Raw genomic sequence first — 12,677 nt, 5'->3', positions numbered from 1 at the left:
CCCATGCGTCGAGGTGGAACGGAGGAAAGCGGATCTGGACTGGCATGGGTCTCTCCCGTTGCATTTTGGCGCGATGCGGCCTGGAATTGAACCGGATTTGAACCTTTCGCAGCGCCGCCTGAGCCAGGCTACCGATACTGGACCTGATGGCATGTGCTCTCTCGCAATGATCGCTCGCCCGGCTTTTCCGCCGCTGTCCGTGCGTCCGGGGGCGGGAACCGCCCCTAGTGCGGCCGAACCGGACGGGAGCTTCCTATCGCCGGCCGCCTCCGCTAAGCAGGGCGACGACGAAGCCGAGAGGCCTCGCGCGAGGGCCCGCGGCGTGGTCCAAAGAGGAGTGATGGGTATGAAGCTTCGTTCATTCGCGACCGCGCTGGCGGTCTTGCTCACGATGGCGGCCTGTTCGCCGAGCATCACCATCCAATCGGACTTCAACCCCGAGGTGGACTTCTCGAAGCTTCGCAGCTTTGCGTGGCTCCCGATCATGCCGGCGCCCACTGGTGATCGGCGGGCCGACAGTTCGATCCTCGCGGGTCGAGTCCGGCGTGCGACGATCGCCGATCTGAAGGGGAAGGGCTTCAAGGAAGTTCTTCCGACGGCCCAGCCGGACTTTTACGTCGCGTACCAAGCGGCCGTCGACGACAAGCTCAGCGTACGTTCGACGCCGACGCACTACGGCTACAATGGCTGGTGGGGCCCCTCGATGATGGGCACCCAGACGACCGTGCATCAGTACGAGCTGGGCACCCTGATCATCGACATCGTCGATCGCGAACGCGACGACCTGGTCTGGCGTGGCTCAGGGCAGGCCAAAATGCAGAAGCAGGACACCCGCACCTCGGCGGAGCGCGACAAGGACATGACGAAAGCCGTTCAGGAGATCCTGAAGAACTTCCCGCCTACTGCCAGCCGATGACCTGATAACCTTCGTCGGTGAGGCAGCGGTTCACGAATCCCTGCTGCGCGGGAGTGAGTTGCGTGCTCTTGAAGGCGGACCGAAGAAGCGCGGTGACCGCACCACCCGCAGCACCCGCGGCGGCACCACCGCCCGCATTTCCGAATGCTGCACCGCCTGCCGCGCCGGCGGCGGCGCCGATGGCCGCACCCGCGCCGCCGCCGATCGCCGTCTCCTTCGCGACCTGGCCGGCGGTGACCCCTTCGACGTAGCCCTCGGCCTTTTTGATGCAGACGTCGATGTCTCTCTTCGCCGTTTTCTGACCCACGACTTGTAGGTGCTCGTTCGGGTAGACGACCGGGCGGGGCACCGAGCAGCCGAAGGCGGTCAGGGTAGCGAGGACAGCGAGTGTAACCTTGTGGGAGCGCATGGGATCTTCGTAACTCGCTCCGGCGATTCTGGTCAATCCGGTGCTGCGGCCGCGCGGAGCGCCGATCGGATGGTTCGGTCGTCTCGGGACGAGACGACGTCGCGCGAGCCACGCAAGGCACCCGTTAACCGGTGGAGGTCTTGACCGGTTACGTCACGGTCCGCGGGGTGAGTCCGGCGCGGGAGGCGAACGACTCGAGGAGGTCGATCGCTTCGTCCGGAGTCGAGGCCCAGAAGCGCGACGCCATGTTCATCACGGTTACACCGATCTTCTCGAGCTTGGGCACGAAGTCGATCATCTCGTCGAGGGTGCGCGCGCCGCCGCTCGTTGCGACGCCGATGGTGGCCGGGTCGCGGCCGGCGTCCTCCGCGAGCCGCCGGATCTGTTCGATCTTTTTCTCGAGTGTGGGCAGATCGCGCGGCGCGGCGAGCCAGCCGTCACCGCGCGTCGCTGCGCGGCGGAGTGCGGCCGCGCTGTCGCCGCCGATCCAGATGGGCGGGTGCGGCGCCTGGATTGGTTTCGGAAAGAACGCGGCATCCCGAACCTGGTGGAAGCGCCCTTCGAAGTCAGCTGTCTCTGTCGTCCAGAGGTGCTTCATCAGGTCAATCGCCTCGTCCGTTCGCGCGCCGCGCTCTTTGAACGGGACGCCGAGGAGTTCGAACTCTTCGCGCAGCCATCCGCCGGCAACGCCGAGGAGAACGCGTCCGCCGGAGAGGACGTCGAGCGTCGCGAGCGACTTCGCCAGCGTGACGGGGTGATGGTACGGCAGGACGAGCACGGCCGAACCGAGCCGAACGTGCGTGGTCGCGGCGGCCACCCACGAGAGCGTAGCGACCGGATCGAGCACGGGATCATTGATGTCGTACGGGAAGCTGTCGCCATAAGGGTACGGTGTTTCGACGGAGCGCGGGAAGATCACGTGCTCCGCCGTCCATACGATGTCGTAACCGAGTCGGTCCGCTGCCTGAGCGACGTCGCGCAAGCGTTCGGCGACGCCGGGAGCGCGGGCCTGCGGGCCGAAGTGGGGAAGGGCGACGCCGAATTCCATGGAGAACTCCGAGTGGGACCGCCTACTCGAAGGCGTTGCCCCATTCGTCGGCGAACGCGAGCTTCGCGACCGGCCGCCGCGAGACCGGCCCGTGGCCGCGGAGCACTGGATAGCCGATCGGGATCACCGCGGCGGTGCCCCAGGGTTCGGGGATCTTCAGCAGTTCGCGGACCTCGTCCTCGCAGCTGCAGAGCAGGGTGGTCAGGACACAGCCGAGGCCTTCTGCTCGGCAGGCGAGCAGCAGGTTCTCAACGGACGGATAGACAGATGCCCCACCCACGACCGACGGACGGTCGAGCTTGGCATCGGTGATCGCCATGTCCTGTGGGTTGAAGCAGAACACGACGAACACGGGCGTCGCGGCGAAGTGATCGGCCAGATAATCTCCGGCGGAGATCATCTTCTCCTGCTTTGCCTTCGCGGCTTCGGGGATGTCGGTGAGGAGGCTTCGGTGGAACTTCGCGTACGCCGACCAGGTAGGGGCATACAACTCGGCGAGCCTCTGCTTGGCGGCGGGTTTTCGCACCACGATCATCCGCCAGGGCTGTCGGTTGCCCCCGGTGGGAGCGAACCGGGCGGCGTCGAGAACACGACCCAGGACGTCGTCGGGGACCGGATCGGGCCGCAGGCGGCGTACCGCGCGCAGCGTGCGCATTGCCTCGTAAAGATCGATGTCGGCCATGAGGGTGGATCAGACCTAACGCCTTCGGCCGTCGGCGTTCAAGAGATGCTCACTTCGGGGGCGAATGGAGCGGCGGGCCGGCGCTGTCGACCAGCGCGCTCGAGCCGATTCCCCAGCGCATGATGCAGTTCACCGCCGTTCCGAGGGGGACCTCCAGGCGGCGGACCCGCTCGGCGGGCGCGTAGTACAGGGTGCCAAGGCTCGGGGTGGGGCTGATCGGCACGAGCACCGTGAAGGCCCCGTCGGCCAGTTCTTCCACGATGAAGGCGAACGCGAACACGCCCGAGCCGTGGAGATCGACTGCGGCCGGCGCGAATCGGGTGGTGTCGTCGTCGCCCGCGAAGCTCGCGGACAGTCCGCGCAGAACGTTGTAGCCGGGGATTCGGTCGAGCACGCGCTCGTCGAGCCACCGGGTTCCTCGCGCGCCGATCTGGGTCTGGAGAAGGGCGCCGACCCCAAAGCAGAACCCAAGGACGAGGACCAGAGCGAGGACGTGCGCGAGTTCGATCCCGCCGATGGTCTCGACCGGCAGGTTCTCCGCAATCGGCGTGATCACGACACCGACGGCATTGAGCGATTCGGCGACGATGAAGATGACGCCCACCACGGGGACCAGGCCGAAGAAGCCGCCGATCACTGTCGTCTTCACGAATTCCAAAAGGTTTCTCATGTGTCCGGATCTCCCGTGGCGCTTCGGAACCTTGCAAGCGGGCTGGCCTGCGTGCAAGCGTCCTGGATTCAAGCGGTACTGACACCGCAGAAGGAGAGCCCGTGGAAGGCAGTTCCTGGAAGCGCTGCAACACCTGCAAGAACGACATCGGCTTCTCGGCCGACTACTACGTCTGCAGCGTCTCGACTTGCCACCGCAAGGGTACGGACTTCACGTTCTGCACGGTCGAGTGCTGGGAGGCCCACGTGCCGCTCTTCCGGCACCGGGATTCCTGGGCGGAAGAGCGGCGGTCGCCGGACCGAACGAGCGCGGGTCGCGGCGGACCCGCGGCGGCCGTGCCTGCGGCGCCGCAGACGGCGCCCCCGGCTCCGGCCGTGGCCACGCCGGCGCCACCGAGATCTCTGCAGGCGAGTCCGCCTCCTCCGGCCGCATTGGCGGGCGACGAGTTGCCGCCGCTGGAGCTGCACGACCGCAGTGAAATCCCCGAAGACATCCTTGTCGTTGCGTCCAAGCTCAAGGCCTACATTCGCGCCCGGTCGGGCATGAACACCTCGGATGGTGTCTTGCCCGAGTTCTCCCGGCTCCTGCGTGACCTCGCCGACGATGCCATCGCCCGCGCTCACGAGGCTGGCCGGAAGACGGTGATGGATCGCGACCTCCCTTGACTGTCCGCGGGGGGCCGTGAAAGCCTGCGTGAGAACGCAGTTCTCGCGTTCGTAACCACAGCTCTTTTTTCGGAGGACGGATGGCCTGGGATTTCGAGACCGACCCCGAGTTTCAAGCGAAACTCGATTGGATGGACACGTTCGTACGGGAGAAGGTCGAGCCGATCGACCTCGCCTTCCCGGGAAGCGTCGCGCCGTTCGACCGCAAGAACCCCACTTACAAGAAGATCACCGACCCGCTGAAGGCCGAGGTGCGCGAGCAGAAGCTCTGGGCTTGTCATCTCGGTGCGGACCTCGGCGGCCCCGGATACGGCCAGGTGAAACTCGGTTTGATGAACGAGATTCTGGGACGTTCGGGCTGGGCGCCGAATGTGTTCGGGTGCCAGGCGCCGGACTCCGGCAATGCCGAGATTCTCGCGCACTACGGGACCGAGGCGCAGAAGAAGCAGTACCTCCAACCACTGCTTGATGGCGAGATCGTCTCGTGTTTCTCGATGACCGAGCCCCATGCCGGTGCCGATCCGAAAGAGTTCAAGTGTCGGGCGGAGCAGCAGGGCGATGAATGGGTGATCAACGGCGAGAAGTACTTCTCGTCGCACGCGGACTTCGCCGACTTCATCATCGCGATGGTCATTACGGACCCGGACGTACCTGTCTATCAGGGAGCGTCGATGGTGTTGATCCCCGCCGGAACGCCGGGCGTCGAGATCGTCCGGAACGTGGGTGTCATGGGTGAGCCGCTGGGAGAGGGGCATCATCCGCACCTTCGCTACAACAACGTCCGCGTGCCGGCGGAGAATATCCTCGGCGGCCCGGGTCAAGCCTTCGCGATCGCACAGACGCGCCTCGGCGGAGGCCGAATACATCACGCGATGCGGACCGTCGCCCAGGTGAAGAGTGCGCTCCGGATGATGTGCGAGCGTGCGCTCAGCCGGCGGACGCAAGGCGAGCAACTCGCCCGCAAGCAGATGGTGCAGGAGCGGATCGCGGACTCATTCATCGAGCTGGAGCAGTTCCGCCTGCTCGTGATGTACGCGGCGTGGCACATCGATCAGGGCAACAAGAAGGAGGCACGAACCTACATCGCTATGGTGAAGGTTCAGATGGCGAAGGTCCTGCACGACGTCGTGCAGCGTGCACTCCATCTGCATGGGGCCCTGGGCTGCTCGAACGAGATGCCGCTCATGAGGATGTGGGCGGGTGTTCCGATCATGGGGATCGCGGACGGGCCGACCGAGGTGCACAAGGTGACGGTCGCGAAGGCGGTTCTGAAGGAGTACGAGCCCTACGACGGGCTGTGGCCGAACGACTTTCTCCCGACGCGCGTCGAAGAGGCGCGGGCGCAGTTCGCGGAGTTCCTCGAGCACGAGGTCGGCAATCAGTGAGTGAGGAGGAGCGCACCCGGGGGCTGGTCGACCCTGAGAAACTCGCCCGCTGGATGGACGAGCGGGACCTGCCCGGGAAGGGCTCGCCGCTCGAGATAAACTTCATCAGCGGAGGCGCGTCGAACGAGATCTTCGAGATCCGTCGTGGGGAAGCGAGGCTGGCGCTCCGGCGCCCGCCTCGCAAGGTCCCCAAGGGCCGCAACGAGACGATGCTCCGCGAGTATCGGGTTCTCGACGCGCTGAAGGACACCGATGTCCCGCACTCGCGGGTCCTCGGGGTCTGCGACGATCCGTCGTTGTTCGGGGCCTGCTTTTACTTGATGGAGTTCGTCGACGGCTGGTCCTGCATGAATCTCGACGGCTGGCCGGACCCGTTCGATCAGGATCTCGAAGCGCGGAAGGGCCTCGCGTGGGAACTTATCGACGCGATTGCGAAGCTCGGCCAGGTGGACTGGAAAGCGAAAGGGCTCGAAGGGTTCGGAAAGCCCGACGGCTTCCACGAGCGTCAGGTCGATCGCTGGTATGCCCATCTGAAGGCCTTCCAGTTTCGCGAGATCCCGGGGCTCGACAAGGCGGGACAGTGGTTACGCGATCACAAGCCGAAGAGCTACAAGCCTGGCATCATTCACGGCGACTATCAGTTCGCGAACGTGATGTACCGGCACGGGGGCCCCGCCAAGATGGCCGCGGTCGTCGACTGGGAGATGGCGACGGTCGGTGATCCGCTTCTTGATCTTGCGTGGGTCGTGATGGGCTGGCCGAACCCGGACGAGGATCGGTCCGCAACGGCGTACGTCGACTACGCGGGGATGCCCTCACGTGAGGAACTCCTCGAACGGTACACGAGCACGAGCGGACTGCCGGTCGATGAGATCGACTATTATGTGATCCTCGCCCGCTTCAAGATGGCGGTGGTTCTGGAGGGCGGCTACGCCCGGTTCGTAAAGGGTGGAGCGGACAACCCGAAAATGGCGGCTTTCGGCGACGTCGTGCTGGACATGGCGAGCAAGGCGGCCGCACTCACACGGACGACGTCGCTCTAGGCGTCTTCTTCGCGGAAGCGTTTGAGGGTCGCGGCCACCTGGCCTTCGACTCGATCGAGAAGTGCTTTGCGGTCTTCGTCGGGCCGGCGTTCGATGGGATCGCCGAACCAGACCCGCACCCGAATGCCGAAGGGCACCGGCTTGAAGTCGTTCTTCATGATCTGCCACGAGTTGTGGATGCACACCGGCACGATCGGGGCATCAGGCGCCTCGTCGAGGAGCGCGAGCGAGCCCGCGTGCTTGAAGGCGCTAAGAGTGCCGTCGCGGCCGCGGGTGCCTTCGGGGAAGATGATCACGGACGCGCCGTCGGCGACGACGGCACGAGCCAGCTTCCGGATCGCCTTCACAGACGAGTTGCGATCGTTGCGATCGATCAGTGCGTGTCCACCGTGACGCAGATTGTACGAGATGCCGGGAATCCACTTCGCGAGTGATCTTTTCGAGATGTACTTCGGGAAATTCCGGGGGAGGGCCCACGCGAACAGCGGGATGTCGAACATGCTCTGGTGGTTCGACAACATGATGCAGGCGACGCCCGGTTCGATCTTTTCGGACATCTCGAGATTCGGGAAGATTCCCGCGAACCCGTAGACCCGGACCAAGGCGATCTGAAGCCAGATCGCGACGTGTTCCAGGGGCCGCCGGCCGAGCGGGGTGGCGAGGCGAAGGAGGATGTCGAAGCCGATCAGGGTCAGGCCGAAGAATAGCCCGAACAGAATCGTCCCGCCCCAGTCCACCGCCCGCCGCATTAGCCTTGCTTGCCAGACCGAGCGCCAAGGTGCCAGCAGACCCGCGGTGCTCGCAGTTCGGCCGTGTTCCGGTATACTCAGGTCGTGGACGACGGCACGATTGGCGATCTTGCGCGGGCGGCCTGGCGGGCGGTTTCGGAGGCCGACGTGGACGCCCTCCGACGCCTGGTTGCAGACGATGTGGTCTGGCACGCCTCCGGTCGGGGCGCTCGAGCCGGCGATTTTCGCGGCCGAGACGCGATTCTCGATTACCTGGCCGGGATCGGCGACGACTCCGACGAGTTCGAGTCCGAGCTTGACGACGTGTTGGTCGGGGACGAGCGCACGGCGATCCTGTTTCGGGTCTCCGGCCGCCGGGGCGAACGCCTGCTGGAAACGAGCTTCGTGCTCCTGATGCGGTTCGAGGACAACCGCATCGCCGAGCTCTGGTCCGTCGCGCGGGACCAGTACGCGGTCGACGAATTCTGGGCCTGAGGGTTCACCCCACGCCGGCCGCGGGCGGGCGAGCCGTGTCGTCTTCGGTCAGCGGATACGGGACGGCGGCTGCGCGTTCCCGAGTCTCAGGACCGCGCACTTGTTCGAACGCGTTCCGCACCATGACCCCGAGCGTGACGCCGATGAGAGTCGCGGCCAGTCCGAGGAAGGCCAGGGCCGCGTACGGTCCGAAGGCCTCTCCGAGCGTGGTGTCGAAGGCCAAGGTTTCTACGATCGTCTTCCAATCCAACATTACGAACCCTCCTGGCTCGTAGAGGAAGCACGACCGATGCCAAACGGAGGGCGACCCGTGGATTGGGGCGCTAGACGAAGACTCCTGCGATTTCCGGTGCCCCGCGCGCACCGCTCGCCCGTGGGGCCTGCGGGGTGGCGCATAGGTACTGCAGTTCGGGGCCGGCACTGCAGCGTCGATCTGGCACCCGATGTCTGTCTATTTGCCGCGACCTTCGGGTGTCGCGGCGAACGTGAAGTCGTCGAGCATGGAGGCCTGCCGTGCTTCCACCAGGGGTCGAGCCTCCGGGTGTGTGAAGATGTGGAGCCGGTTCGCGCGGATGGCCGCCACGACGATCGGCCCTACCTGCTCCTGGGGCATCATCATCGCCTCGATCTCCGGGGGGGGGCCGCCGGGTTCGTTCATGGGCCCGCCGAAGCGCTCGGGTCGGTTGCGCGCCGTCGTCGCTCCGAGGTTCGACTTCACCATGCCGGGGCAAAGGACCGACACGCCGATGCGTTCCGACTCGAGTTCACCGCGGAGCATCTCGCTGTAGGCGACGATCGCGTGCTTGGTGGCCGTGTAGACCCCGAGATGTGCCGGCATCAATGACCCGGCCGGGAGCGCCAGGACGCCGGCCAGCGACGCCGTGTTGACGATGTGTGTTTCAGCACCATGGGCGCGGAGGTGGGGAAGGAACGCCGTCACGCCGCGCACGATGCTGAGGAAGTTGAATTCGATTCCCCAGGCCCAATCGCGGTCGCTACACTCCGTGAGGGGTCGGTCGATTACGACGCCCACGTTGTTCGACAGCACGTGGACGGCCCCGTGCGCTTGTACCGAGGCCCCGGCGAGGGCCGCCAAGGACTCGGGTTGCGTGCCGTCGACCCGATGCGCGAGCCCCCGAACCCCGCAGGCCAGCACTTCTGTCGCGACGGCCTCGGCATTTGCCTCTTCGATGTCCCCGACCACGACATCCATGCCCGCAGCGGCGAAGCCAAGCGCGATCCCGCGGCCGATTCCACTGCCTCCGCCGATGACCACCGCTTGTTTGCCCTCGAGTTCCCGCATCGATCGTTCTCCTTGGCTGTCGTTGCCCCGCGCACTGGGCTTGACTAAATCGAGTCTCGAACCTCGTCGGCCTATCGTCAAGCCGACTCGCCCGGAGACCGCATGGAATCGACTGAACTCATCCTCTGTCCGCTCACGCTTCGACGTGATCTCTTCGAGTGCAGCGCCGAGCAGTACCGGGGGTTGCTCGATGTAGCGGTGAAGCGCGGCTACAGCGGCGTCAGTCTGGGGCTGATCGATACCGGCACCGCCGAGGCGGCCGGAATCTCCCTCGACGAGTTCCTCGCGCAGTTCGAGGAGCGTGGTCTCTCGACTCCGGTCGTGGACGCGATCTCGGGCTGGGGGCAGGGGCAGGGCGAGGACGAGATCGCGGCGCAAGCGAAAGCGGTCCTCGACGTGGCGTCGCGCGCCGGGGCCGAGACCGTCGTCGCGATCTCCATGGAGGCGACGATCCCATCGGTCGACGTCGCGGCCCAGGGATTCGCGCGAGTCTGCAAGTTCGCGGCGGATCGGGGACTCAAGGCGGCCATCGAGTTCTTTCCCTGGGGCGGCATCCCGGACATCTCGACGGTGTGGGAGGTCGTTCAGGCGGCCGGAGCGGACAACGGCGGCATCGTCTTTGACACCTGGCACTGGGGGCGCGACCCGAAGGGGGAGGACCACGACACGCTTCGGAAGATCCCGGGGGACCGCATCCACATCGTGCAGATCGACGATGCCGGCCCCGAGCCGGAAGCCGATCTGATGCAGGAGACTCTCCGCGCGCGCCGGTTGCCGGGAGACGGAGTCGTGAACATCGTCGGCGCTCTCGAGATCATTCGGGAGATTGGCGCAAAGCCGATCATGGCTCCGGAGGTGTTCAGCCAAGACCTCTTCGCCCTCGGCGCGGATGAGATGGCCCGTCAGGTCGCCGACGCGACGCGCACGGTTCTCACGAAGGCGGGTTGGTCGTGAGCGCTCCGGGGCTGGATCCTCTCGCGGCGTTTCGACTCGATGACCGAGTGGCGGTCGTCACCGGCGCCTCGAGCGGCTTCGGTGCGCGGTTCGCCCGCATTCTGGCGGCGGCGGGTGCCAAGGTGATCGTGACGGCCCGCCGGGCCGATCGCCTCGAGCAGCTCGTGAGCGAGATCGACGGTGCGACCGCGATTCCTTGTGATCTCACCGTGCCGTCCGAAGCGGAACGGCTCGCGCAGGAGGCACTGGCTCTTCACGGGCACGTGGACGTCTTGATCAACAACGCCGGAGCCACTGATGGCCCCGCCCGGGCGCAGTCCGAAAGCCTGGACGAGTTTCGCCGCGTCGTGGACATCAACCTCAACGCGGTGTTCCACCTCTCTCGCCTGCTCGCGCCGTCGATGATCGAACGCGGCCGCGGAGTCGTCGTGAACGTGGCCTCGGTGCACGGCTTCGTCGCGAGCGCGCCCAACACGCAGGCTGCCTACGTTGCCTCCAAGGGCGCTGTGGTGGCGCTCACGAAGGAGCTGGCGCTGCAATGGGCGAAGAAGGGCGTGCGGGTGAACGCGATCGCGCCCGGCTATTTCGAAACCGAGATCACCGCGGACATGTTCGCGGATGAACGCTCTCTGAGTTGGATCCAGCGCAACACGCCGCTTGGGCGTCCCGGTGAGATCCACGAGCTCGACGGGGCGCTTCTCTTCCTGGCGAGCGATGCCAGCAGCTACGTCACCGGAACCACGTTCCTGGTCGACGGGGGCTGGACAGCCCGGTAGGCGACGGATGTCCGAAGCTAGCATTAGGGATAGAGCGGCCGTCGTGGGGATCGGGCAGACCCGGTTTGCGAAGTCGCTCGGCTTTTCCGAGACGGAGATGGCCGTCGAGGCGATCTGGCGTGCGTGCGAAGACGCGGGGATCTCGCCCTCGGAGGTCGATGGTCTCGTACGGTACGACATCGAGCAGACGGACGAGGAGCAGCTGCTCGGCCTGCTGGGGAATCCGGACATCGGCTACTTCGCAGGGACCCCCTTCGGTGGTGGCGGGTCGGCTTCGGTGTTGGTTCTCGCCGCCTCGGCGATCGCGGCGGGCCTGGCACGCCACGTGCTCGTCTTCCGGTCGCGCGCTCGCGGGAAGGCGTCGAGCTACGGTAGGGGCCGACACCAAGGCGGGCGCTACTGGGAAAAGCTCGGTGCCGATCTGGCGGGGTTGAATCAGTGGCATGTGCCGCAGGGCCTGGTCAGCGCCTTTCAGGAAATGGCGATGATCAGTCAGCGGCATCGGATCGAGTACGGCACGACAGATGACCAGTACGCCGATGTTGCCATCGCCTTTCGGGAGCACGCGATTCGGAACCCGGCCGCCGTGATGCGGACGGCGATGACGCGGGCGGATCACCACGCCTCTCGGATGATCGCGGAGCCGTTGCGGCTCTTCGACTGCAACATCGAGACGGATGGCGCGGTCGCCATGATCGTGACCTCGGTGCAGCGCGCCCGGGACCTGAGACAACCGCCCGCAGTGATCCGGGCGGGGGCGATGGCGGCCGGGTCGCATCACATCCGGCTGTCGACCCTTTTCGGTCGGGCGCCGGACGAGGAATCGGCCTCGCGCGTGGGGCGACGACTCTTCGAGATGGCCGAGTGCGAGCCGGGCGACATCGATGTCGCGTTCTTTTACGATTTCTTCACCTCCCTCGTGATTCTCGGTCTCGAGCAGTACGGCTTCGCCCCTCGCGGAGAAGGCGGTCGGTTCGTCGAAAACGGCGGCCTTGCGTGGCCGAACGGACGCCTGGTCTGCAACACAAACGGTGGGCAGCTCTCCGAAGCGTTCATCCACGGCTTCAACAACACGGTGGAGGCCGTCCGTCAGATTCGCGGCACGTCGACGTCTCAGGTGAAGGACTGTGAGCTCGCCTTCGTCGCCGGAGGGAATACGGACCCGACCGGCGCGGTCGTTCTGCGGAGGGACCGATGAGTGTGCCGTGGCCGCTTCCCGTGATCAGCGCAGATAACGCAGGCTTTTACGAGGCGGCGCGCGCGGGCGAGCTTCGTTTTCAGCGGTGTGGGGCGTGCGGGCAGTTCCGCCACTATCCGCGACCGGTCTGTTCCGCGTGCCTGTCCCGCGACTTCGCGTGGGAGCTCTCGACGGGCCGCGGTGTGATCTACACGTGGACCATCGTGCACGGGCCGACGCTGCCAGCCTTCGAGGCGAAGCTCCCCTACAACGTCGTGGACGTGTTGCTGGAAGAGAACGTCCACTTTGTGAGTGAGGTCCTGGACTGCGCGCCGGAAGAGATCCGGGCGGGTCTCCCTGTCCGCGCGGTGTTCGAATCGGTGAATGAGGACATCACTCTCGTCAAGTTCCGTCGGATCGAGTAGG

Annotated in this window: 16 protein-coding genes; 9 read left to right on the top strand and 7 right to left on the bottom strand. The window is 65.8% G+C overall.

The annotated features are described in order from the left end of the window. The first annotated feature begins 346 nt into the window (after positions 1–346). On the top strand, positions 347–916 hold the full coding sequence (locus tag P8R42_00965; GenBank protein ID MDG2303218.1) for a DUF4136 domain-containing protein: 570 nt from the start codon (positions 347–349) through the stop codon (positions 914–916). On the opposite strand, the gene P8R42_00960 is transcribed toward P8R42_00965, so the two are convergent. The 4 genes from P8R42_00960 to P8R42_00945 form a co-directional block, all read right to left on the bottom strand. After that, positions 900–1,325: a hypothetical protein gene (locus P8R42_00960; protein ID MDG2303217.1), complete on the bottom strand. Its 426-nt coding sequence runs from the start codon at positions 1,323–1,325 to the stop codon at positions 900–902. The genes P8R42_00965 and P8R42_00960 overlap by 17 nt on opposite strands. 148 nt (positions 1,326–1,473) lie before the next feature. Further along, a complete protein-coding gene (locus tag P8R42_00955; GenBank protein MDG2303216.1) occupies positions 1,474–2,373 on the bottom strand; it encodes a TIGR03619 family F420-dependent LLM class oxidoreductase in 900 nt (299 codons plus the stop codon). Positions 2,374–2,395: 22 nt separating this feature from the next. After that, the gene (locus P8R42_00950; GenBank protein ID MDG2303215.1) at positions 2,396–3,055 is read right to left on the bottom strand and encodes a nitroreductase family protein; all 660 of its coding nucleotides are present in this window, start codon (positions 3,053–3,055) and stop codon (positions 2,396–2,398) included. Between the two features lie 49 nt (positions 3,056–3,104). After that, positions 3,105–3,725 carry a DUF502 domain-containing protein gene (locus P8R42_00945; GenBank protein ID MDG2303214.1) on the bottom strand — a complete coding sequence of 207 codons (621 nt, stop codon included), beginning with the start codon at positions 3,723–3,725 and terminating at the stop codon, positions 3,105–3,107. Between the two features lie 101 nt (positions 3,726–3,826). Between P8R42_00945 and P8R42_00940 the strand changes: the two genes are divergently transcribed. The 3 genes from P8R42_00940 to P8R42_00930 all read left to right on the top strand — a co-directional run bounded on the left by P8R42_00940 (position 3,827) and on the right by P8R42_00930 (position 6,818). Then, positions 3,827–4,390, top strand: a complete 564-nt coding sequence (locus P8R42_00940) for a hypothetical protein (protein MDG2303213.1) — start codon at positions 3,827–3,829, stop codon at positions 4,388–4,390. An 80-nt stretch (positions 4,391–4,470) separates the two neighbouring features. Next, positions 4,471–5,775 (top strand): acyl-CoA dehydrogenase family protein, encoded by a 1,305-nt coding sequence (locus tag P8R42_00935; GenBank protein ID MDG2303212.1) that lies wholly within the window; start codon positions 4,471–4,473, stop codon positions 5,773–5,775. Positions 5,776–5,828: 53 nt separating this feature from the next. Further along, the gene (locus P8R42_00930) at positions 5,829–6,818 is read left to right on the top strand and encodes a phosphotransferase family protein (protein ID MDG2303211.1); all 990 of its coding nucleotides are present in this window, start codon (positions 5,829–5,831) and stop codon (positions 6,816–6,818) included. Here P8R42_00930 and P8R42_00925 read toward each other — a convergent pair. Then, positions 6,815–7,567 (bottom strand): lysophospholipid acyltransferase family protein, encoded by a 753-nt coding sequence (locus tag P8R42_00925; GenBank protein ID MDG2303210.1) that lies wholly within the window; start codon positions 7,565–7,567, stop codon positions 6,815–6,817. The two genes, P8R42_00930 and P8R42_00925, sit on opposite strands and share 4 nt — an antisense overlap. Before the next feature lie 84 nt (positions 7,568–7,651). On the opposite strand from P8R42_00925, the gene P8R42_00920 reads away from it, so the two are divergent. Then, a complete protein-coding gene (locus P8R42_00920; GenBank protein ID MDG2303209.1) occupies positions 7,652–8,041 on the top strand; it encodes a nuclear transport factor 2 family protein in 390 nt (129 codons plus the stop codon). Positions 8,042–8,045: 4 nt separating this feature from the next. On the opposite strand, the gene P8R42_00915 is transcribed toward P8R42_00920, so the two are convergent. Together P8R42_00915 and P8R42_00910 are read right to left on the bottom strand one after the other, a co-directional pair. Then, positions 8,046–8,294, bottom strand: a complete 249-nt coding sequence (locus P8R42_00915; protein MDG2303208.1) for a hypothetical protein — start codon at positions 8,292–8,294, stop codon at positions 8,046–8,048. 198 nt (positions 8,295–8,492) lie between these two features. Then, on the bottom strand, positions 8,493–9,344 hold the full coding sequence (locus P8R42_00910; GenBank protein ID MDG2303207.1) for an SDR family NAD(P)-dependent oxidoreductase: 852 nt from the start codon (positions 9,342–9,344) through the stop codon (positions 8,493–8,495). Between the two features lie 102 nt (positions 9,345–9,446). Between P8R42_00910 and P8R42_00905 the strand changes: the two genes are divergently transcribed. From P8R42_00905 to P8R42_00890, 4 genes are read left to right on the top strand one after another with little or no spacing between them, the layout of a single operon-like run. Continuing rightward, entirely contained in the window at positions 9,447–10,298 is an 852-nt protein-coding gene (locus P8R42_00905; GenBank protein ID MDG2303206.1) for a sugar phosphate isomerase/epimerase, read from the top strand. Further along, positions 10,295–11,074 (top strand): glucose 1-dehydrogenase, encoded by a 780-nt coding sequence (locus tag P8R42_00900; protein ID MDG2303205.1) that lies wholly within the window; start codon positions 10,295–10,297, stop codon positions 11,072–11,074. Before P8R42_00905 ends, P8R42_00900 begins: the two co-directional genes overlap by 4 nt. 43 nt (positions 11,075–11,117) lie before the next feature. Then, on the top strand, positions 11,118–12,272 hold the full coding sequence (locus tag P8R42_00895; protein MDG2303204.1) for a lipid-transfer protein: 1,155 nt from the start codon (positions 11,118–11,120) through the stop codon (positions 12,270–12,272). Continuing rightward, positions 12,269–12,676: an OB-fold domain-containing protein gene (locus tag P8R42_00890; protein MDG2303203.1), complete on the top strand. Its 408-nt coding sequence runs from the start codon at positions 12,269–12,271 to the stop codon at positions 12,674–12,676. The genes P8R42_00895 and P8R42_00890 overlap by 4 nt, the downstream gene beginning before the upstream one ends. Position 12,677: the final 1 nt, after the last annotated feature.

It is taken from the genome of Candidatus Binatia bacterium, assembly GCA_029243485.1.
In the GTDB taxonomy this organism is placed as follows: Bacteria; Desulfobacterota; Binatia; order UBA12015; family UBA12015; genus VGTG01.
The sequence above is the reverse complement of the archived record's forward strand: the minus strand, read 5'-3'. Positions and strand labels throughout refer to the sequence as shown.

Bases quoted from the DNA above. Each gene is read 5' to 3' on its own strand.
- P8R42_00965 (MDG2303218.1), top strand. From the start codon at position 347: ATGAAGCTTCGTTCATTCGCGACCGCGCTGGCGGTCTTGCTCACGATG.
- P8R42_00960 (MDG2303217.1), bottom strand. From the start codon at position 1,325: ATGCGCTCCCACAAGGTTACACTCGCTGTCCTCGCTACCCTGACCGCC.
- P8R42_00955 (MDG2303216.1), bottom strand. From the start codon at position 2,373: ATGGAATTCGGCGTCGCCCTTCCCCACTTCGGCCCGCAGGCCCGCGCT.
- P8R42_00950 (MDG2303215.1), bottom strand. From the start codon at position 3,055: ATGGCCGACATCGATCTTTACGAGGCAATGCGCACGCTGCGCGCGGTA.
- P8R42_00945 (MDG2303214.1), bottom strand. From the start codon at position 3,725: ATGAGAAACCTTTTGGAATTCGTGAAGACGACAGTGATCGGCGGCTTC.
- P8R42_00935 (MDG2303212.1), top strand. From the start codon at position 4,471: ATGGCCTGGGATTTCGAGACCGACCCCGAGTTTCAAGCGAAACTCGAT.
- P8R42_00930 (MDG2303211.1), top strand. From the start codon at position 5,829: ATGGACGAGCGGGACCTGCCCGGGAAGGGCTCGCCGCTCGAGATAAAC.
- P8R42_00925 (MDG2303210.1), bottom strand. From the start codon at position 7,567: ATGCGGCGGGCGGTGGACTGGGGCGGGACGATTCTGTTCGGGCTATTC.
- P8R42_00915 (MDG2303208.1), bottom strand. From the start codon at position 8,294: ATGTTGGATTGGAAGACGATCGTAGAAACCTTGGCCTTCGACACCACG.
- P8R42_00910 (MDG2303207.1), bottom strand. From the start codon at position 9,344: ATGCGGGAACTCGAGGGCAAACAAGCGGTGGTCATCGGCGGAGGCAGT.
- P8R42_00905 (MDG2303206.1), top strand. From the start codon at position 9,447: ATGGAATCGACTGAACTCATCCTCTGTCCGCTCACGCTTCGACGTGAT.
- P8R42_00890 (MDG2303203.1), top strand. From the start codon at position 12,269: ATGAGTGTGCCGTGGCCGCTTCCCGTGATCAGCGCAGATAACGCAGGC.